Below are 20952 nucleotides of genomic sequence, written 5' to 3' on the forward strand. Positions count from 1 at the left end.
GTTTAATGAGCGTCAAGGAACTGGCAGTGGGGCAGATTATCAGCCTTTTGCTTAAAATTCAAGATGTTTCCTCATTAGGTCGGTCAACAAGATTGGTTTAAAGTTCATTCTTTTTATTGAATACAATTCGGTTTAAGATGTAATTATTCAGTAAAGGACACGCCATAAATAAAAGGTAGCGTATGATTCCCAGTTTTTCCATGGAAACGATATTTCTAAGATTTCATCTTTCGTAGGCTTTCGGTTCATATTACGTAATATTTTTATCGAATTAATAAGACCCACATCATCGATTGGAAAAGCCGTCTGGAATCTGAGGCAGCGCATTAGAACATAATTGGCTGTCCAAGGACCGATTCCCCGTATTTTAATTAAGTTTTTTTCAGCATCTTTAAAGTTCATTTTCATTAATTTTTCCCTCGATAATTCTCCACTTGCCATTAATTTGGCAATTCCAATGATATATTCACTTTTTTTTACCGTCATTTTAATATCTGCTAGGTCGGTAGGTGTTAACTGTGCAATTCGTTCGTATGGTGGGAACACCCAATACTTTTTACCATTCCATTCGATAGAATCGCCAAATTCTTCTACAAATTGCTTCTTTAAGGAGTACGCGAAGGCTAAGTTAATTTGTTGCCCTAAAACTCCCCAACATAAAGCTTCAAATAAATCGAGAATGCCGACAACTCGCAATCCGTAGAATTTTCGGGCAGGCATTTTAAGTAATGGGTCTGCTTTTGCCATTTCATAAAATGGCGTTAAATCGTTATCTAGATCAAACCATTCATGAATATATTTTACAATCTCTTCCCGTTTCCATTTTTCAATAGGTCTAGAATCATTTAGGAATTGAACAACCATTTGTTTATTATTTATTACGCTTACCTGTACTAAGGACCGAATTTCCCCAATGGCTATAACTTTTGTAATTATATCGTTCTCTATTTCATACATGCATTCATTTTTTTCCCTTGTTAGATAGCCTAGGTTAACTTTCATGTCGAAATTTTCAGGTAATGTAATTACAATAACATCATTAATTTCATGCCATGTCACTTTTTCATTCTCCTCATCTTATTACGATTTTCTATTGTAATTTTACTTTATCACATAATAATCTTTACTAATTTTGTTATCTTGCTATTACATTCTAAACACCTTATTTTTTTCTATTTATGCGGTTATAGTGTTAGTTATCTAGAATGCTAGGGAGTGAATAAAAATGGGCCAAGATATTAAAACACGTATCGTAAACTTAAATTGGGAGTCAATTCAAAATGATTTAGATGAGCAAGGATTTGCAAAGCTTCCAGTGATTTTAACAAAAGAGGAATGTGAATACTTCATAGAATTGTATTGTGAGGAAGAGTCATACCGAACAACAATTAATATGATGAGATACCGCTTCGGGAATGGGGAGTACAAATATTTTTCCTATCCATTACCTGAAATCATCCAAAGTTTAAGAGAGTCCTTTTATTTAGAATTGGTCAAAACAGCCAATCGATGGTTAGGCTATTTAAAGAAAACAGAACAGTTTCCAGATCATCTTCAAGATTTTTTGAACACCTGTGAAAAATATGAACAAACTAGACCGACACCCTTACTATTAAAGTATGAAACAGGAGGGTTTAATTGTTTACATCAAGATCTATATGGCGACCTATTTTTCCCGTTTCAAGTCGTATTTGTTTTAAATCAACGAGATCAAGACTTCTGCGGTGGAGAATCTCTATTAGTGGAACAAATTCCTCGTGCTCAGAGTAGAGGACATGTCATTACTTTAGAACAAGGTAGTGCGCTGATCTTTCCTACTAACTATAGACCTGTTCTAGGTAAAAAAGGATATTACAAAAATACAATTCGGCACGGAGTAAGCACGGTTACTTCTGGAGCACGATACGGTCTTGGAATTATTTTTCACGATTCTAAGTAAAATTGAAATTCAATATTTTGCTATTTAAATCCAGAGAATATATTGAAAGGAGAGGTGAGATAAATGGTGGATAGTATCAATAACGGACATAAAGAGAGCCATGACTATAGAAATTTGAATGATGGAGAAATGATAACAGATGAAAAGTGGCAAGCAATTATAAATAATGATACAGCGTACAATAATCAATTTTTCTATGCAGTAAAGTCGACAGGGATATTCTGTAAACCCTCCTGTAAATCTCGTGTTCCGAAAAAAGAAAATGTATGTATTTTTCATAACGCAGAACAAGCACTCCGCGCAAATTTTCGCCCTTGTAAACGTTGCAAGCCTACTAATGAAAATCTGCCTGATAGGGAGTGGGTTAATTTAATTACTGGATACATTGATAAAAATTTCACAGAAAAATTAACCCTCGAATCGTTAGCAAATATATGTCATGGGAGTCCGTATCATATGCATCGGACATTTAAAAAGATTAAAGGCATTACGCCTGTTGAATATATACAACAAGTTAGAGTTCACGCGGCTAAAAAGTATTTAATTGAGACAAAAAAAGCGATTGGAGATATCGCCATTTGTGTGGGTATGGCTAATACGCCTTATTTTATTACTTTATTTAAAAAGAAAACTGGTCTGACACCAGCACAGTATCGTCAAAATCAGAAAACGGAGGAAAAGTACAATGGAAACAACGAGTAAACCAACTCTTTATTGGTCTTTACTAGATTTTCAGGATTGGAATTTTTATATTGCTGCAACCTCGAAGTGGCTTGTCTTTGTAGGTTCACAGAACAAATCAATCGAGGAATTGTTCGAATGGGCTAAGAAACGTTTTCCAGGAAGCCCTTTTATTGAAGATGATGAAATGCTTCAACCCTTTGCCGCTGAAATCACGCAGTATCTAGAAGGAAAGCGGAAAACCTTTACTGTTCCATTTCATAATGTAGGTACGCCATTTCAGCTAGCAGTCTGGCATGCACTTTGTGAAATCCCTTATGGACAGATGAAATCCTATTCCGACATTGCAAATGCTATAAATAAACCTGCAGCTGTTCGTGCTGTAGGCGCGGCTATTGGGGCTAATCCGATATTAATTACTGTACCGTGCCATCGTGTAATAGGGAAGAATGGCTCATTAACTGGCTATCGGGGTGGACTAGAAATGAAAACACTGCTCCTGGATTTGGAAAAGCGAGCTTTATCTAGCAATGAGTCATTATTGTCCACACAATGAATGGAGGTTCTGTCATGAAAATGAAAAAACAATTCTGAATAAAGGGAAGGGCTTTCTTTCTGGGTATAATCATTCACTAAATCCTTAAACTGGGTGTTTTATGGTGTTCCTATTGTAATGTACGTGAAATGCCTGTATTGCTTTTTCGAAAGGAGAATGGGGGAGTTGGATCGATGTTAAAAACGGAGCTGCAAGTTTATTAAAAAAACTCCATCGAGCCAAAACCAAAGGGAAAGTAACCATTTTTATGTTATCCAGTACATGTCCCCTATCAACCAATAGAGCAAAAGGAAAAAGTGACGCCTCTATGGTAGAAGATCCTCCTAACTTCCTAATAGTTCAGACTAGAAGCCCACTTGTCAGTCGAGATATCGATTTGCTGCAACAATTTAAAGATAAAGCTCGAGTAAGTATGATTATTGAGACAAATTAAGAAACCACCCTCAATCCAGGCACGCTTTAAGACATTGGAAAAATTAAGTGCAGAAAATAGAAAGAAAAAATGGTGGATTATTAAGATATTTAATCAATTCTTTATAAATATGAATTAATAGAGGTGTCATATGAAAAATAACAAACATTTTAATTTTTACAAGCTTTGGCTAGGACAGTCAATCAGTTTGTTAGGTACCCAGTTTACAGTAGTAGCTTTGCCTCTTTTTGCATTAGAGGTGCTAGAAACAAGTGAGGCGAATGCTGCCTTGCTTCGTGGGATTATATTCATTCCTTAAAAGGGTCACTTGGGATAGGAGTGACCCTTAGTAACAAAATTCGGAGGTGTAAGGCTAAAATAGCTTTACATTACTATTAATATGCCGTGATAGCGTAGTTTGTATAGTTCATAGCCTGAAAAATAGATTTATAAATTTAATCCAAATCTCTTTAATTCAATGAAAATACCTTCCAATTGTTTTCCTTTTTCCGTTAGCGTATATTCCACACGAGGAGGAACCTCCGGGAATACCTTTTTATTCAATATCCCATGATCTTCTAGTGTCTTAAGACGGAGTGAAAGTGTTTTCGGGCTAATTCCATTCATTGATTTCAATAGGTCACTAAATCGCATTGTTCCTTCTATAAGCAAATCACGAACAATTAAAAAAGTCCATTTAGTCCCAATCACGTCGAGCGTTTTAGCAATGGGGCAAGTCTCACCTGGTGCTCCTTTGGTCAACACTACTGGTTCAATAACACTCATCTGAAACATCCTCCCTAAAATTTTTTTGACTAATTTACCTTATCATATCACAATAGTATACTTTCAGAAACTTTATGAAATAAAGATCACTACTTCCGTAAATGAAGTTACTATATATATAATATCGTTGAACCTTTATTGAGGAGGCGATCAAAAATATTGCAAGAAATCAACGAAACAAACTACCGTTTTTATTCATTGCTTTCTTATTCAACGCATTTGCTATTGGTACGTCATCATGATTTTTCTTCCAGGTGTAGCAAACGATTTGAATTTTACCTTAAGTGTTGTAGGTTTATTGGTTACCGGCTATACGCTAGGCGAGTTATTTTAGAGATTATGGAAATGAAGGAGCTAGATTAAGATGAAAAATATACTTATTATTAACGGTCATCAGAAGTATAGTTCAGCAGAGGGGAATTTGAACCAAACATTGATGAACAAGTTGGTCAGTTTTTTAAGTGAAAAGAACAATGTAAAAACAACAATTATTCAAAACGGATATAAAATCGAAGAAGAACAACAAAAATTTATATGGGCTGATATTGTCATTTACCAGACACCTATCTATTGGTTTAGTGTCCCTGGCTTATTGAAGACGTATATGGATGAAGTATATGCTTATGGTTTATTTTTTAAGGGTGCTGATCAGTATGGAAAAGGCGGGTTATTGACTGAAAAGAAATATATGTTTTCGACAACCTGGAATGCTCCTGAAAACGCATTTAAAGATCCTACTCAATTTTTTGAAGGGAGCACCCTAGAAGATGCATTAAGTCATTTACATCGTATACAGAAATTTCTCGGAATGAAACCTTTAAAGAGTTTCTCTTGTTATGATGTAGTCAAAAATCCGAAGGTTGAAAAATTTGTATCCGAACTTGATATACATTTGCAAGAGGTATTTAATTTTTAATCTATTAGGGGGAGAAAAACATGTTAAAAGATAAAAAAGTTGTAATTATCGGTGGAAGCTCTGGGATTGGTTTGGAATCAGCTAAACAGTTAATAGCTCAAGGGGCAGAAGTAATCATTGGCAGTCGTTCCGAAGATAAATTACGGAATGCAAAAGAGCAACTAGGAGTTAGAGCAATCGCTTATACTCTAGATACATCGCAAGAACAGCAAGTCCAGTCTTTCTTTGAAAAAATCGGCCAGTTCGATCATCTTGTGGTAAGCGCAGCAGAAACATCCGGCGGTTCATTCCTACAAACGGATACAGCGCAAGCCCGACAACTGTTTGAAAACAAATTCTGGGGACAATATTATGCAGCGAAATACGGTGCTCCGAAAATTTTACCAAACGGTTCAATCACTTTATTCTCTGGAGTTGTAGCCTACAAATCTATGGTTGGCTCAGCAATTCTAGGGGCAGTCAATGCGGCTATTTCGAATCTAGGCCAGACTTTGGCATTAGAACTTGCTCCGATCCGAGTAAACATCGTTTCACCAGGAATCATTGATACACCTTCCCGTAGCAAAATGCCAGAAGAAGCACGTAATAACTTCTATAATACAGTTGAAAATAAACTCCCTGTGAAACGAATAGGAAAAGCTGAAGATGTTGCACAAAGCGTACTATACTTGCTACAAAATAGTTTCGTGACTGGAACTGTTCTTCATGTAGAAGGTGGTCACATTTTAACTTAAGCCAGCAGCTGAGGAATATATATCCCCGAAACAAGAAAAAACGCTTTTTTTGTAGAACTATGCACTGCACTGACCTAAAAAAATGAGACAAATAAAAACACCTTTCGTTGAAAAACGGGTATTGTACCTTACCCAAATCAACGCGGAGGTGTTTTTCTATGGGGAATGAGACTAGAAGGGACCCGATGTAAAGGATTGTATCGAAGAAGTCAAATTTAATGGTAATCCATTTTTTTTCTTATCGGAAATAATTGAAGGGGATATTTAAACAAAACATTCTTTTTGAAGAATTTTATTATTTTTTAGGAATTCTTTTTTATTACTTAACATGTGAGCTAATAATAATAAGTGTAATTCCCGTAAATAGGCAAATGATTCTCGTCACAGGAATTTTATCAGCTAGTCCAAATAATGCAATGGCAGTCGTTACGATTAAAACTGTTGGACCAACCAAAGCAAGCATTGTATTAATATAGAATGCTTTTTCTAAACTATTAAACTTTAGCATCAACAATCCAGCACATACTTCAATACTTCCAGACAATACGCGTAAAATAGCCATAGCAAGAAGCGATTTTTCAATAATTGTCATCATCCTATCTTTATAGAAAGTTTTCGCTTATATTATAATTCCATCATTAGGATAATTATAGACTTCTGTTTTAATGAAATACTTAAATCAATATATGTATGAATCGTATCAAATATACTTGTTATATTATGCTTTATAGTGTTAATTTAATAAGTGATTTTGTAGTTAAAAGTTCAAAGTATTTATTAATATCATTGAACCGAGAGATGATTCAAAAGAATATATCCGTGAATGGGAACCTAATTATAATTTAGAAAATTATATTGTCTCAGCTATTATTCAAGCCGTTAAATTGAAGGTTTAATTAACTGAAGTTGAACAAAACTATAACCCCGTTCTAAATTAGAACGGGGTTATTTGAAGAGACATTAGTGCATTGTTGATAAGAAAGTAGATTAATCATAAGCAACATCATTTTTAATTTATATATGGGGAGTTGACGTATCCAAGCCCTCCTTCATACCAAACGATTTTAGTTTACATAATATAAATACCTTGGTCACAACTTTCTTATTATCGGAGGCTTCTCATAATTTATCGTTCGAAAGGTGGTGTTGTTAATTGGAAAACAAGAAATAATACTTAATATCTTAAATGAAATCAAAAATGGAAATATACCTGTTCATACAGATTACAATTTAAACTTAGACATGTGGACAGATCTTATTGAGTATATGCATGATAGAACATATATTGCCGATGTTACAATTTATTGGTTTGGTGATGATGATACATATAACGATGAAAGAGTTCACTCTGTTGATCTAACTAAAGTCAGAATGACAACTTTTGGAGAGAGGTTTTAAACTGAAGAAATGAATTAATTATACAAATCAAATCGAAATAACGTTCCCAAATGAAAGTTAGGAAACGCACTTAAAAGCCACAAAATGAAGTTTAGTTATTCCATTAAAGGCGGCTTTTCCGTAATAAGGAAAGCGTCTTTATTCATGAAAAGGGCCATATTGTTGAGTAATAAGCGTGAACTTGAACTGTATTGAATACTATAATCACAAACGTATAAAAGAGAAATTAAAAGAATTGAGCTCGGTACAATACCGAATTCAATCCTTCATAGCTGCTTAACTTAATATAGTGTCTAAATTTTTGGTGTCATTTCAAAATAGAATAGGCGCACATTTTTCATTTAAGGGTCATAATTCAGTAGGGAAAGTAGTTATACTTGCATAATAAACACCTACATTTTTTCTAGAATATTTTTTATAGGCTTTTGAAGTACGTCTATAATGGCAGCGATGATAACTGTTACTAAAATCCCTAATAAACCAAGTGCTATCGGACCCGCTGCGTCTTCACCCGTGAACATAGCAAAAACCCTTAAGTAAACTATTAAAAACAAAATGAAGAAAATAATTGTAAAAGCACATTTTTTTATAACCTTCAAGGATTTAAGGGATAACTCTGAAAAAGCATTGTTTATATTGATATAATTTAATAGTTTATATGCTTGATACAACGCAACAGAAAACGTAATGCATACTCCATATGCACATATTAACAATGGATATATCGAGTAATCTCCTGGACGCACTTTCGCATCTCGTATAGCTGCTTGAGGTAACCAATATATACACACTGCAAGTACCGCAATTCCTATAAGAAAAGCAACGATCTTTAAGAAAAAAGTTGAACTTAGTTTAACATTCATTTGAAGCACCTCACTGATTTAATGAAAATATGATTTAATACGATATTAGTCTATTTATTATCGTTTATCAATATATTTATTTCGTTTTTTATTATATTATTATTGTTATTCGATGGTGGCTTGCACAGGCAGGATTACTTATAGAATGGAATGTTTAGCTAACATTAAAATTAATAGCCTTGATTTGGGATAAGGAATCCTTGAAGAACGGTGCATTATTAAATTTCTTTAAGAGTGGCTTTAAAAATTTAACAGTATTAGGTAAAGGAGGTTCGACCAATACAGCTTATACGGATACTTTCGATCTCTTGAGGAAAGGGAGCCAGAAGCTGTTTTGGAATGCAGTGAACGTATTCTTAAAATAATTATTAACTAATGCTTTGGTAATTTTGTGAAAAAAGAAGTAGTTTTATAAAAAAGATTGATCATTTAAAACAAAGTTCGATAGTTTAAATTAAACATTGATTATTTTAATAAAGTTTTATTAAAAATCCTGTATCAGCAGGATTTTTTCTTATTCCACAAACGGACCAGATTGTGGAATAACACTTTTAAATAAAAAAGGTTCGCTGACCACTTCACAAATTCTTTGAAAACAATTTTTATACCTATTTCAGTCTAATTACCGATAGCATATTAAATGAATATCCTGTATGGTTAATAGGTCGTAAAAGACACTATCAGGTATATCCTGCAAATATATGAAATGATAGGTGGAAACAATGAATTATCAAGTTTTATTATATTACCATTACACGAAGATTGAAGATCCAGCTGCGTTTTCGGCAACGCACTTAGCCATGTGTAAAGAAATCGGTTTAAAAGGTCGTATTTTAGTAGCCAATGAGGGCATTAACGGTACTGTTTCAGGTACGATTGAGCAAACAGAGCAATACATGGCAAACATGCAAGCAGACTCATTATTTGAAGGCATTGTCTTCAAAATTGATGCGGCAGATGGGCATGCATTCAAAAAAATGCACGTACGCCCGCGTCCTGAGTTAGTAAACTTAGGCTTAGAAGAAGACGTAAACCCACATGAATTAACAGGTCGCTACCTGTCACCAGAACAATTCCTTGCTGAAATGCAAGATGAAAATACAGTAGTATTAGATGTGCGTAACACGTATGAATACGATGTCGGCCATTTTCGTGGCGCGATTCGACCAGATGTAAAAAACTTCCGTGATACACCGGAATGGGTACGTGCAAACCGCGAGCTATTCGAAGGGAAAAATGTTTTAACATATTGCACGGGTGGGATTCGTTGTGAGAAGTTTTCGGGCTGGATGAAGCGTGAAGGCTTTGGCGATGTCGGTCAATTACATGGCGGTATTGCAACATATGGAAAAGACCCTGTTACGAAAGGCCAATTATGGGACGGTCAAATGTACGTATTTGATGAGCGTTTAACGGTGCCAATCAATCAAGTAGAGCATGTGATTATCGGTCGAGATCACTATGACGGTGAACCTTGTGAACGTTATATTAACTGTGCAAACCCTGAATGTAACAAGCAAATCATCGCATCTGAAGAAAATGAAGCAAAGCATTTAGGTGGCTGTACTATCGAATGTACAAAGCATGCGCGCAACCGCTACATCGTGCGTCACAATTTAACAGAAGAGCAAGTAGCTCAAGCAATTGAGGCGTTACAAGCATAAGCATGAAAAGCTGTCTAAACAAAAAACGTCATTAATTATCTATCTTAACCTCAACCATCTATATAGAGGTACTTAATACACTCTATGTAAGTGTTCAAACTATCCATTTTTCCAAATTGGACTAGTCTGCTCGCTTACTCTGGGTGTTTTTTCTTTTGTAAGAGAAAAGTAAATGACTAAATGCATGCGTTGGAACGCAGGATGTGAAAAATATACAAGTGAAGTGATTTCTAAAGAGGATGTAGCCACAAATTTTGAAAAATTATAACTACACGAGACAGTGTATATAAAGGTAGAATAGGTGTTTTTTACTAGGACTAGTGAAGTGAGAACACTTATAAATTAGAGAGGAGCATGGTTAAAATCATGCACCTTTTTTTATGATAAGAGGAAATGAGATCAAGTACCTCATTAATATCTGTGTAGTGTTTTTAATTTGTTGTTCTAAAATATTTGAACTTAAATATTTTTCAAGTTTATAGCCCTTCTCACTTACGTTCTTCCACATGTTTTAGCGATAAAAGGAGGGAAATTTGTGTGCAAAAATAATTGTAATAGTTCATCAGCAAGAAATGACTGTAATAACTTAGGACCATTTATGGCCACAGATATCAATTGTATAAATTAAGAAATTGGGAATGGCGGTGAAAATCAAGGTGGTTCAATAATTCCCTTCTCCTCTGGAAGACAAACAGTCGTTGAAAATATACTTGGCAATAGACTTGCTAGTCTCATAGGGTTTGGTTCTACTGTAGACCTTGTACCTCTTGTAAATAATACGATTAATTTAACCGGTCTTTTAAGTGAAGCCTTCACCGTCCCACGTGACGGGAAGATAACTGCTATTTCAGCCTCATATAATGCACTCGCGGGGCAAGTAGAATCAGGATCTGTGACAATCCGTGCTCAAATTTTTCATGCACCTGTAGGTAGTAATACTTTTACTGGTACAAGTGCTAGCGTTGATTTAGTTCCATCTATTACAGAACCTATACCCGTAGGCCTTTTAGTATTTGCATCGGCTACTATTCCACCAGTACCAGTAACTGCAGGTGATCGTTTATTAATGGTATTTTATATTTCATCAGTACCAGGGGAAACTGCAGTTGATATTATTATTGGTAATGCGAGTGCAGGAATTAATATTGTTTAAAACACAATGCCGTTCTCATCCATTCTTGTAGAATTGCTTTCTTCAGTTCAATCTATATTTTTATGTAGCCGGTGAACCTTTATATAAGGGTTTATCGGTTGTTTTTTACTTAATTTTATTTAGGGATACAAGACCTATTTTAAGCGGGGAGGTGGGAGCCTCCACACATCTTTAAAGATGACATGTAAAACCCCGCGAATCTAATGTTTTACGATTTTTGATCTGTTGGATAAATTTGATTGATCTTAAAGAAGCATCCAAGCCCCTCCTCCACGCCAAAATAATTTTAGTTTACATAATATAAATACCGTGGTCACAACTTTCTAATTATCGGATGGTTCCTATAATTTATCGTTCAAAAGGGGATTATTCGTTTAAATAATGCTAATTATCGTTTAATGTAGATTTGTCCAATATTCATAAAAAATTCATAAGAGTGAACAAACTAAGCTAGTTGATACTATATCTTAACAAAGGATAAAAAGTTGATATGGTGTATTTCTCCTTATCAACTTTTTTATTATCATGAAATGATTTTGTGGATAGTTTAGCCAAATTAGTTGGTAGCAACATCAAAGAAATACGGAAATTGAAATTACTCAGGAAGAATTAGCTGAAAGATTCTGACTGCAAACCTCATATTTGATTGGGATTGAAAGAGGGAATAGGAAGATTATCATACAGACCTTTACAAGAAATATATCCTAGCATTTGAAAATACAAAATAATAATCGAGAAACTAACAGACATAAAAGTATAGTCGCTATATGGGATTAATGAGGTGGTATAGAGGAAAAAAACTGCTGAACACATTGCTCGATCGATGATGGTATCTTCTGGTGTTGGCTTCATTAATACGACCATCATATTAATGATGTGACGTACTGAACCAAACCCACCAACACTGTTGGTAAGGAATGACTACATGCCATTATTACATAATAGGCAACCATGACAAGATAGAAGAACTTTATGGTTCGAACATTTTGGGAAACCAATAGGTATAGTAGGTTCCTCATCTGACTCGTCTGTAACCCAGTAAGTGTAATAACTCTCATCTACAAATTCTTCATGAAAATTAGTTATTAATAAGCATAAATGATTTAAATTCCTTACTACCATGTACTCATTTGGGGTGTAATTTAAATCTTCCCATGTGCATTTATTAATTGCACCATCAATAACAGACAACAAAAATCTCTTTAGCTCGATAAAATCCCTTTTCGTCCAAGGCATCTCACTGATGCTAAAACCCACAGTTCCAATACCTACAACTGATTGATCTCTTTGATTCAACCAAACGATAAACTCTTTCTCTCTGGTTGTTACTGTTAAGTCTGACCCACTTAATGCTAGTACATCGAGAAGCACATTAGTGGCGCCATTGGACATAGAGAGTGACTCAACAATTTTTTCATCGCAATTGTCACATAAAGTTATTGTGTTTCCCATATAAACGATCACCTCGTCACTATTACGTACAAATTATTCCACGTTAAACTGCCCATTAGAGTAATATGAATCAATTCCTAATTTGGGTCACGGATACTGTCATAAGCGTAATTACTCTAATATTTCTCGCCGAGAGGAGGAAAAAACACGAATGTTTAAACGTCCTTTTACTTTTTCTTGGACTACCAAAAGCGTAATACCACCTTCTTTATAGTCATTTTCGCAAAACAGTTGCATAAGTATTACCTCTTTTCTTAATTAACTGTTAACTCTCATAGCAAAGAAATTATAACATGGTAAAATATAGATTGGTATATATATGGTGAATGACGTGATGAACTATATTCAAAAATCTAATGTAAGGAGCGAAAATACATATGTCGAGGAAGAGAAAAACGTTACCGAAAAATTTTAATGAACTAATTGAAGCAGGTGATATTGCGGCATTACAAGAGTTATTTACAAAGTGTGAGCTAGATGCATATGGTGGTTATAGTAAAACAACAGCCTTAAGCTTTTTCAATGTACCGGATGAATTGGTTCGCTGGCTCGTGGAACAGGGGGCAAATATAAATGCGAGAGACAAATACAAAAGATCGGCTTTACATAATCAGGCAATAAGTGGGCGAGGGAATATTGAATTACTTCTTGAGTTAGATGCAGATATAGAAGCCTTGGATTATCAAAACGAAACACCTTTATTTGCTGCGGCCGCTTTTTTTAAACCAAATGCTGTGCGCACATTGGTTTCTAAAGGCGCAAATATTAGCGCAGTAAATATGATGAATGAAACACCTTTAGACAAAGCTTTAGCAGTATGTAGAAATATAAATATTGTTGATCTAGTGGAAGTTTCTGAGATTTTTCTGAGCGCAAGTATAGCTGTGACACCGGAAATGAAAAATTCTATTAAGCGAATTGGAAAAGACTTTGAATTTCACAGAGAAGGTTTTAATAAAGAATATTTGATCGAAACGGATGAGGCACTTTCCCGTCTTTATGAGCTATTTGATGTTCCACCAGTAGAGAAGCGAAAAACGCATGATGGTACGTCTCCAATAACAGTAAGTACAAAGGGCTGGCAGGCTCAACATAATGAACTTTGGAATTTGCTAATTCCTTCGCAAGGACATGCGCAAACTGTACAAGGAGAGGTTATTCGTATTACTGGTAAAGTCTCATACGAAATTTTAGATAATGGCGGCATCAACTGGGATAATGATTTTCGTAAAATGCTCAAAAGTTTTAACCATTACATTAGCTTAGGGACACCATTACATCACGCTGCACTTCAGGAGTCTATCACTTTAGCGAAAGAACTTCACAAAGGCGATGGAGATGAGCAACCTGCGAGACTATGCGAGTTGGCAGTGCAATGGGTACTTAGCAATCCGAATCCGATTATTTTAGAACAGCCCGAATATAAGCGCTAACATATTTAACGAATCCAATAAGCATTTTTATAAACAATACTATCCTCTTTTCTAAGCACTTAACGGCTAAGAAAAGGGAATAGTATGCCGTAAGTGATGCATTGATGAACCAGATAAGTAATTTAAATTCACTAAAGGGGCTATACTTGAAGATCATTGATCTGTTTTAGACAGCTCTTTTTTCTTATTGAACTAACGGCGCAGTATTGTTCAATAAAATAATGGATTAATTTGGTATGATAAATCTAGAGGGGAGGATTTGTAATGAGAAAGTTTGTTCCTGTTTTAGTAATAGTTTTTGTAGTCGTCTTAGTAACTAATATATATGCCAACAATTATGATAGTTTTTCTAATGAAAATAATAATGATGAGAAGCGATGGAACCGTATTGCATCTGTCCTTGATAATGAGATGGATAAATTTGGTTTATTAAGTTTTCAAAAGACCCCAGATTCAACAATTTTTATTGTAATGGATGAAACTAAAAGTGAATTACAACTGAAAAAGTATTTGGAGAAAAATGTAAATAAAACAGATTTGAGCCAATTCAACATCGATATTACTAAATTAAGTTTACAAGAAGTTGAGACGGAAGAATTTATGTCGATAGTTTCAGGCATTGTATATGATTATATACAAGAAAAAAATTATAACGACGTGCAAGTGTATCTTCCTTTAATTGTACCTGAACCGATACTAAAAATATCGATTCCTAAGTCCAGTGAACGATCTAGCGAAAACATGAAAAAAGAGCTAGAAGATGTATTAGCTTCCAAGAGCGCTGAACTACCCAAAAAAGATATTTCCTATGAAATCCAGGTGATAGAGCATGTTGATGAAAGTACTATTGAATCAGATGCCTTAATCAGTGATGTTGTTGAAGATTTTCAAGGAACAGAAAACCATTTAATTTATATCTGATACAGATATTTTTAAAGGAAATGGTATCTATAAAACGTCTTGGACACAACCATCAGATTCGAAGGTCTTTAAATTTCATGTTACAAACAATACAGGGAGAAATGTAACCGTGCAAATTCAACAGAGTAGTCACACACAAACTTATAATTTAGTGGCTAATGGTTCTACTACATGGGTCCAATCAGCTGCTTCTTATGGTGACCATACAATAGTGGTCACAACATCTGATGGAAGGATTGTTAAAGGGGATGTTTTTGTTAGTGTATGTGATGCTCCATTGAACCAATTAGAAAAACTTTAACAAAGTTAAGTTCTTTAACAGGGGATTTAGTGCAAACGTATACATAACTAAACCGAATAACGTTCCCAAACGAAAGTTAGGTAACTATACACCCCCATTCATTTGAACGGGGGCTTTTTGGCTGCTTATGAACATTATGTTCCAAACCTTCATTTTGGTATCTTTCCTGAAATAATACCTTGCATTATTAAGTAATATGTTTTATAAATGAATTGGGAGGTGAAAAATTTGGAAGTAAATAAAGAAGTTCTAAAAGGTCATATTGATACGTTAATCCTATCGCTTTTACATACAAGAGATATGTATGGTTATGAGCTAGCCAAATTGGTTCGAGAAAAAAGCGATGAACAGTTTGAATTAAAAGAAGGTACGCTTTATTTGTCTTTAAAGCGATTAGAAAGCAATAAATGGATTGAATCTTACTGGGGGGATGAACAAGGACCAGGAGGAAGAAGAAAATATTATAGGCTTACGCCTTTAGGTGCAGAAGGTTTTGAGGTTAAACGCAAGGAATGGGAATTTGTAAAAAAATTAATTGATTCGTTTTTGGAAGGTGGAAAAAAAAATGAAACAAATTGAAGCATTTGTTGATTCCGTTTATCAAAATGTCGGTGGAAATAAAAAAGAAATAAATGAATTAAAAGCAGAAATGAAAAGTCATTTACTAGAAGCAGTTTACGAGTTGAAAACAGAAGGAAAGTCAGAGCAAAAAGCAATTGAAATAGCGATTGAACGATTTGGCGGTGAAAAAGAAATGCGTTCTGTTGTCGGTCAATTATTTAAAGCACAAAAAGCATTTGCCAAATGGGTGCTTTATACAGCGATTGCATTTCTTTTAATTTCTACTCTTATTTTTGGTATTGTAATGCCTATCGAAAAAAGTAAGGTTAATCAAAATAATCAGTTCGCTTCTCAAATTCTTAACAGTTTAGGCGATAATGAAGGAATACCAACACAACTTGAAACCGATATTCGGGAAATTGTACAAAATAGCGGAAGAATTACTGGAATTAGCATATATGATCATGAAAAATTATTTTCTTCTGCTGAAGGCACCGAACCAATATATAGTGTTCGAGAGGGAAACAAATTCAGTATTTGGAATAACATAGGATTTCTAAATTACATTGGATATGGCGAAAGTAACAATACTTGGCATGTTAGTATTGAATCAAAAAGTTATGAAGGAACAGCTATTATTCTACTTTTAGTAGGTATCGTTGTTTATTGGACATTATTTACTATATGGGCAACTATTAACGTTTATCATCATAGGCGTTTAAATATTGGATGGGTTATTGTGTTTGCTTTATTAAATATTGTAGGTTATTTTACTTACCGATTGGTTGGAAATAAACAGTTATCAAAGGTAAATAGTTAATTTCATTATTAAACTAACGGGTTTAGTGAAACAAGGATTTATAAGTTATGCAAAATAAATTTAATAAACGTTCCCAAACGCAAGCTTGGAAACACACCAAAAGCCCACGAAATGTTGTTAAATTAATATTTTCGTGGCTTTTCTTATGAACATTGTTTATACGTCTTTTTATACAGGTAGCGTAAACGGTTGAAGTAGCAGTATTTTTACTTGTTTGGTTTGTTCTTCACTTTGCATAAAATCGTGTATATTTCTTAACGTTGTAAATCCGCATAAATATGAATTTTCATCTGTCCGTAAAAATAAAGTGTCTAAAAGTTCTTGTCCAAAAATATAAAAAATCCCATAAATTCTTGATTACAAAGAATAAAATGTCTAAAAGTCCTTGTCCTCATTTAAAATAAAGTGTCTAAAAGTTTGTGTTCAAAGAATCAAAATGCTTTAAAAACCACGTGAAAAGAAGATGGGTTTGTCGCAGTGTCTAAAAGTTCTTGTCCAAAATTAAGGACAAGAACTTTTAGATTTTGTATAATAAAGACAAGAACTTCTATACATTTTTTCTGAAAATTCAAAAAATAAAAGACGAGGTGCTTATATTGTACAAACCTTTAATTACTGACGCTAGTAAAAAATATGGCAACAATAGATGGTTAGCATACAGTAATAAGTTAAAAAGAGTGGTCTATTTATTTAGCGATTTAGAATATGAGCATTGGCTTCAGGTAGAAACTGATCCGGATATAATCACTTTTTGTGAACAACCGATTAAAATGGAAATCATTGAAGACGACAGAACACATTCATCCATAATTGATATGTGGGTAAAATATAAAAATGGTGAGGAAGCATTTATTGAAATTAAATATACTAACGATTTATTAAAAAAATCTGTTGAAAAACAAATTTATGGTCAAAAAGTTTGGTGCAGGGCGAATCAAATAAAACATTTAATTAAAACAGAAAGGGAAATCAGACTTAATCCAATTAAATTATCAAATCTTAAACTATTAATAAAACAAGTTAATAATTCAGTAAATCAAAATTCTCAGACCAATGACTTTATAAAAAAACATATTATTGAAGAGCCAAAAACTATTCAACAAATAGAAAATGAAACAAATATCGAATTTCATACATTATTCAATATTTTATGCATTCTGTTTTATGAGGGAAGTATTAAATGTAATTTTGATGTAAAACATTTAGGTAAGTATACGGAGGTGTGGAGATAAAAATGCGAAGGTTTTTTCAGAAAAAGATGTTTCAATTCAAGACCTAAATATTTTTTCGTGGGATGCAATATAAGTACATAATTCAATCAAATTTATACTATATGTAACTGTAAGATAGTACAAACCTCACATAATCTAAATGTGAGGTGATTTTGTGGAAAGTTTAGTCAAATTAGTTGGTAGCAACATCAAAGAAATACGGAAAATGAAAAAACTCACTCAGGAAGAATTGGCTGAAAAATGCGGTCTGCAAACTTCGTATTTGGCCGGGGTTGAACGAGGGGATAGGAATATTACTATCCAAACCTTAGAAAAGATTACTGAAGGTTTGGAAGAAACACCTAGCAGTATCTTTAAATTTGATACTATCAATTTCGATAATAAGTATTTTGAAAAAAAAGAATTGATTATGATCTTGCAAAATCTAATAAAGGATAGAAGTGAAGTAGAGGTTCGTTTAATATTAAATATTGCCAATGAAATATTTAATACATTTGAAAAATGAAGTCCATTAATAAAAAAATCCATAAAGAATCATCAAGTTTACCACTCATCCGAGTGGTTTATTTTTTATCCTTCAAAAAAGTCAGTGTTTTTGAGTTCTCTAAACAAATCAAAGGATAGAAAAGAGTCGTAAAACTTCTCAAGTAACTATAATATATAGTTATTTCATTGGAATCTGTTATTCTATAATTATGTACAAGTAGGAAACAATGGTTAATTATTCATTTATATATTTTCTTTGTTCAGAAGTCATCGTTTAAACTAATGCAATTTATAATGTTTCGAAAAGTAAGGAGGAAAGTGTAAGTGGAACAAATCAATTCAATATTGGACTATCAAAAGGCGTTGGAATGGTATGAGCAATATTTTGAAAAATATTTTAGAGGACAGGCAGCTTTATATCCCTCAATTAAATCTAGCATTGCTCGAGATGATGAATATCTAATTAATGAATATAATATAAATCAAGAAGCTATAAAACTTGCTGAAATGGATTTTAGCAAATGCAATTCTCCTTTAGAAAAACTTGCTAAAATGCAGCATTATGGAATTCCTACTCGTCTAGTAGATGTAACGACTGATCCTTTAGTTGCTCTTTTTTTTGCTGTTACGGATACAAAAAACGGTGATGACGGATACGTGTATATGTTTGTGAAAAAAAGCAAAGAAAGCACCAGCAAAGAGGTTAAATTACTATCAATACTAGCGTTTTCACCAGATTATAATATTTCGACTTTACAGAGGGCATACGCAGAAAATTATGGTGAAACAATAGAAGAATATGAAATTTTTAAATACATTTCATCGACACCATTTATTAAACAAGAGGGTCATTGGGAAAACGAGCGATTAAAAAGACAGCAAGGTACTTTTGCGATTTGTGGAAATACCATTCAAAGCAGAAGGGTTAATCGCCATCTCTTAAATCTTGATTCATATAAGCCAACTATGACATTTAGAATTCCTTTTGAAAAGAAAGAGAGTATTAAAGCAGAACTAGATGAGATTGGATATAATTTGACGTGGATGTATCCAGATTTACCTTCAGTTGCTCAGTATCTGAAGGAAAAATATTCGGTATCTAATAGAGATTTAACAAAAGCTTTTATAATAAAAAAAACTGAAGAATCCAATGTATATGGTGGAAAAGTAAGAAGGATTTCTATTTACATAGCATTAACAGAAAAAGTATCAAGTAGGGAAATAAAAAAAATAGGGTCGATAATTAAAGAAAATAATGAGCATTTAGCTGATGTAATATTTTTATATGTTGCTAGAAATGAAAAGGATTTTTTATCCGATAATTATTTGATAAGAGGTCAATGGGTATCACCAGCACTTCCAGAAAAAATGTCACCTACGAAATGGGCTGAAGCAGATTTAACTGGATATCAATGGGTTGAAAATACAGGATACGCGGTCTATGGGGATTTTTTTGATAAACATCTCTTCAATTCAGATAAAGAAGTATATGTTAAAACCATTATTTTATTTAATAAAGTGCAATCATTGAGTGAAAAATTATTATCGGTTTGTGATGATATTGAAAAAATGCGAAAGTTTGCTATACAGAATCAGAGTAAAGTAAGAGAAATCTTTTTGCAGTCAGGAGATATTGGAATAACTGAAAAAGAGTTTATTAATGAGTTTATAACGAAACCAAAAGAAGTAATATCGACTTTAGACAATATTTTTATTTATTTGCTACGAGAAGATTATAAAGAACAACAGATACAATATAGAATTCAACGTAATTTATCGGAAATAAAGAGCATTACTGATAAAATTAATGAAGAGTATTTACATATTGAAAAACTGTTAAATATTTCTCAAGATGATTTTGAGAGGTACACGATGGAGAAAATAGAAGAAAAGTTTTGCTATACCGAAACATTGCCTATTTGTTCTGATGCGCTAGACGTAGAGATAAATGTCTCTATTCTTAAAAATGAACAGGGGTATGTAAAAGTTATGGGAAAAACAAATTTATTTGATGGTGCATCATTATTGATAGGATTTTCTAAAGGATCAGACCGTACAACTGTGTGCAAAGGAAAATTTGAAAGTAATTTTTTTAGTGATAAAGGACAGGGTTTCACACCCGGAAAGTATGAATGTAACATAACTTTATCTATTCCTCGAACACAAAGCAAAGAGTTTGTTTCGAAGACCGGTATCGAGTATGAGCGATTAAAAGGACCTTTGGTTAAAAGAGAGGGAATAGGTCCAACTATTAGTTATAGTAAAATTATTACGCTGAACTAATATGAGTTTAGTAAACAACAGTAAATAAAGAAATCTTAGACGCTGAATGTAAATTGCAATATGCCTGAGGATAGTTAGATTTATTGTAAATTAAAAAGGAAAATTGATTCTTTGAAAGTAAGTAGATTCAAGATTCAGGTTTCTATTTTTTAAATTACTTAGATATAAAAGTGCTCTGATAAATTAATTATAGAGCACTTTTAATCCATATTATTTTTGTAAATTAATATCTAATAACTTTTAGGGGTTGAATAAAAAGCAGAAAGCTCGATGTATTAACATAAAAATCACATAGAATTCTTTTCTAAAAATATATTGTGGCAGACTTTGCAAAAAATGTTGTATCGAAAAAAGCTATTGC

General features: G+C 33.4%; 22 protein-coding genes and 3 pseudogenes. 19 read left to right on the forward strand and 6 right to left on the reverse strand.

What is annotated here, in order from left to right:
- Window positions 1-147: 147 nt before the first annotated feature.
- Window positions 148-1059, reverse strand: coding sequence for a DNA-3-methyladenine glycosidase II (alkA, locus tag QNH24_RS13280; RefSeq protein ID WP_283868077.1), 912 nt, complete (start codon window positions 1057-1059; stop codon window positions 148-150).
- A gap of 166 nt (window positions 1060-1225) precedes the next feature.
- Between alkA and QNH24_RS13285 the strand changes: the two genes are divergently transcribed.
- The 5 genes and pseudogenes from QNH24_RS13285 to QNH24_RS13305 form a co-directional block, all read left to right on the forward strand.
- Entirely contained in the window at window positions 1226-1939 is a 714-nt protein-coding gene (locus tag QNH24_RS13285; RefSeq protein WP_283868078.1) for a 2OG-Fe(II) oxygenase, read from the forward strand.
- 63 nt (window positions 1940-2002) lie between these two features.
- Window positions 2003-2641, forward strand: a complete 639-nt coding sequence (locus tag QNH24_RS13290) for a bifunctional transcriptional activator/DNA repair enzyme AdaA (protein ID WP_283868079.1) — start codon at window positions 2003-2005, stop codon at window positions 2639-2641.
- On the forward strand, window positions 2625-3176 hold the full coding sequence (gene adaB, locus QNH24_RS13295) for a methylated-DNA--[protein]-cysteine S-methyltransferase (RefSeq protein ID WP_283868080.1): 552 nt from the start codon (window positions 2625-2627) through the stop codon (window positions 3174-3176). Before QNH24_RS13290 ends, adaB begins: the two co-directional genes overlap by 17 nt.
- Window positions 3151-3655: pseudogene (locus tag QNH24_RS13300) on the forward strand (radical SAM family protein); the annotation flags it as partial. The gene adaB and the pseudogene QNH24_RS13300, both read left to right, overlap by 26 nt.
- An 84-nt stretch (window positions 3656-3739) precedes the next feature.
- Window positions 3740-3904: pseudogene (locus QNH24_RS13305) on the forward strand (MFS transporter); the annotation flags it as partial.
- 131 nt (window positions 3905-4035) lie between these two features.
- On the opposite strand, the gene QNH24_RS13310 reads toward QNH24_RS13305, so the two are convergent.
- Window positions 4036-4374: a winged helix-turn-helix transcriptional regulator gene (locus QNH24_RS13310; RefSeq protein ID WP_283868081.1), complete on the reverse strand. Its 339-nt coding sequence runs from the start codon at window positions 4372-4374 to the stop codon at window positions 4036-4038.
- Between the two features lie 364 nt (window positions 4375-4738).
- Here QNH24_RS13310 and QNH24_RS13315 point away from each other — a divergent pair, with 364 nt between their 5' ends.
- Together QNH24_RS13315 and QNH24_RS13320 are read left to right on the forward strand one after the other, a co-directional pair.
- Window positions 4739-5290, forward strand: coding sequence for an NAD(P)H-dependent oxidoreductase (locus QNH24_RS13315; protein WP_283868082.1), 552 nt, complete (start codon window positions 4739-4741; stop codon window positions 5288-5290).
- A 20-nt stretch (window positions 5291-5310) separates the two neighbouring features.
- The gene (locus QNH24_RS13320; protein ID WP_283868083.1) at window positions 5311-6024 is read left to right on the forward strand and encodes an SDR family oxidoreductase; all 714 of its coding nucleotides are present in this window, start codon (window positions 5311-5313) and stop codon (window positions 6022-6024) included.
- Window positions 6025-6343: 319 nt separating this feature from the next.
- Here the strand turns inward: QNH24_RS13320 and QNH24_RS13325 are convergent, their stop codons facing one another.
- A complete protein-coding gene (locus QNH24_RS13325; protein WP_283868084.1) occupies window positions 6344-6619 on the reverse strand; it encodes a YqhV family protein in 276 nt (91 codons plus the stop codon).
- A gap of 551 nt (window positions 6620-7170) precedes the next feature.
- On the opposite strand from QNH24_RS13325, the gene QNH24_RS13330 reads away from it, so the two are divergent.
- Both QNH24_RS13330 and QNH24_RS13335 read left to right on the forward strand, forming a co-directional pair.
- On the forward strand, window positions 7171-7422 hold the full coding sequence (locus QNH24_RS13330) for a hypothetical protein (protein WP_283868085.1): 252 nt from the start codon (window positions 7171-7173) through the stop codon (window positions 7420-7422).
- 190 nt (window positions 7423-7612) lie between these two features.
- Window positions 7613-7702 (forward strand): annotated as a pseudogene (locus QNH24_RS13335) (IS3 family transposase); the annotation flags it as partial.
- A gap of 112 nt (window positions 7703-7814) precedes the next feature.
- Here the strand turns inward: QNH24_RS13335 and QNH24_RS13340 are convergent.
- Window positions 7815-8285 (reverse strand): DUF2975 domain-containing protein, encoded by a 471-nt coding sequence (locus QNH24_RS13340; protein WP_283868086.1) that lies wholly within the window; start codon window positions 8283-8285, stop codon window positions 7815-7817.
- Between the two features lie 722 nt (window positions 8286-9007).
- On the opposite strand from QNH24_RS13340, the gene trhO reads away from it, so the two are divergent.
- Together trhO and QNH24_RS13350 are read left to right on the forward strand one after the other, a co-directional pair.
- Window positions 9008-9949, forward strand: coding sequence for an oxygen-dependent tRNA uridine(34) hydroxylase TrhO (gene trhO, locus QNH24_RS13345; protein ID WP_283868087.1), 942 nt, complete (start codon window positions 9008-9010; stop codon window positions 9947-9949).
- A 667-nt stretch (window positions 9950-10616) separates the two neighbouring features.
- Complete coding sequence (locus tag QNH24_RS13350; protein WP_283872834.1) at window positions 10617-11102, forward strand: exosporium glycoprotein BclB-related protein; 486 nt, start codon at window positions 10617-10619, stop codon at window positions 11100-11102.
- A 921-nt stretch (window positions 11103-12023) separates the two neighbouring features.
- On the opposite strand, the gene QNH24_RS13355 is transcribed toward QNH24_RS13350, so the two are convergent.
- Together QNH24_RS13355 and QNH24_RS13360 are read right to left on the reverse strand one after the other, a co-directional pair.
- Window positions 12024-12554, reverse strand: a complete 531-nt coding sequence (locus QNH24_RS13355) for a hypothetical protein (protein ID WP_283868088.1) — start codon at window positions 12552-12554, stop codon at window positions 12024-12026.
- A gap of 111 nt (window positions 12555-12665) precedes the next feature.
- Window positions 12666-12791, reverse strand: coding sequence for a hypothetical protein (locus QNH24_RS13360; protein ID WP_283868089.1), 126 nt, complete (start codon window positions 12789-12791; stop codon window positions 12666-12668).
- Window positions 12792-12931: 140 nt separating this feature from the next.
- Here QNH24_RS13360 and QNH24_RS13365 point away from each other — a divergent pair, with 140 nt between their 5' ends.
- From QNH24_RS13365 to QNH24_RS13400, 8 genes are all read left to right on the forward strand, one after another.
- Complete coding sequence (locus tag QNH24_RS13365) at window positions 12932-13987, forward strand: ankyrin repeat domain-containing protein (protein ID WP_283868090.1); 1056 nt, start codon at window positions 12932-12934, stop codon at window positions 13985-13987.
- Between the two features lie 264 nt (window positions 13988-14251).
- On the forward strand, window positions 14252-14908 hold the full coding sequence (locus QNH24_RS13370; RefSeq protein ID WP_283868091.1) for a YolC/YozM family protein: 657 nt from the start codon (window positions 14252-14254) through the stop codon (window positions 14906-14908).
- A gap of 109 nt (window positions 14909-15017) precedes the next feature.
- Complete coding sequence (locus QNH24_RS13375) at window positions 15018-15209, forward strand: hypothetical protein (protein ID WP_283868092.1); 192 nt, start codon at window positions 15018-15020, stop codon at window positions 15207-15209.
- 228 nt (window positions 15210-15437) lie between these two features.
- The gene (locus QNH24_RS13380; RefSeq protein ID WP_283868093.1) at window positions 15438-15788 is read left to right on the forward strand and encodes a PadR family transcriptional regulator; all 351 of its coding nucleotides are present in this window, start codon (window positions 15438-15440) and stop codon (window positions 15786-15788) included.
- Entirely contained in the window at window positions 15775-16590 is an 816-nt protein-coding gene (locus tag QNH24_RS13385; protein ID WP_283868094.1) for a permease prefix domain 1-containing protein, read from the forward strand. The genes QNH24_RS13380 and QNH24_RS13385 overlap by 14 nt, the downstream gene beginning before the upstream one ends.
- Window positions 16591-17186: 596 nt before the next feature.
- Window positions 17187-17822 (forward strand): TnsA endonuclease N-terminal domain-containing protein, encoded by a 636-nt coding sequence (locus tag QNH24_RS13390; protein ID WP_283868095.1) that lies wholly within the window; start codon window positions 17187-17189, stop codon window positions 17820-17822.
- Between the two features lie 154 nt (window positions 17823-17976).
- Entirely contained in the window at window positions 17977-18327 is a 351-nt protein-coding gene (locus tag QNH24_RS13395) for a helix-turn-helix domain-containing protein (RefSeq protein ID WP_283868096.1), read from the forward strand.
- 305 nt (window positions 18328-18632) lie between these two features.
- On the forward strand, window positions 18633-20591 hold the full coding sequence (locus QNH24_RS13400) for an FRG domain-containing protein (protein WP_283868097.1): 1959 nt from the start codon (window positions 18633-18635) through the stop codon (window positions 20589-20591).
- The last annotated feature ends 361 nt before the right edge of the window (window positions 20592-20952 follow it).

Origin of the sequence: Lysinibacillus pakistanensis (assembly GCF_030123245.1) — a bacterium.
Taxonomy (GTDB): domain Bacteria; phylum Bacillota; class Bacilli; order Bacillales_A; family Planococcaceae; genus Lysinibacillus; species Lysinibacillus pakistanensis.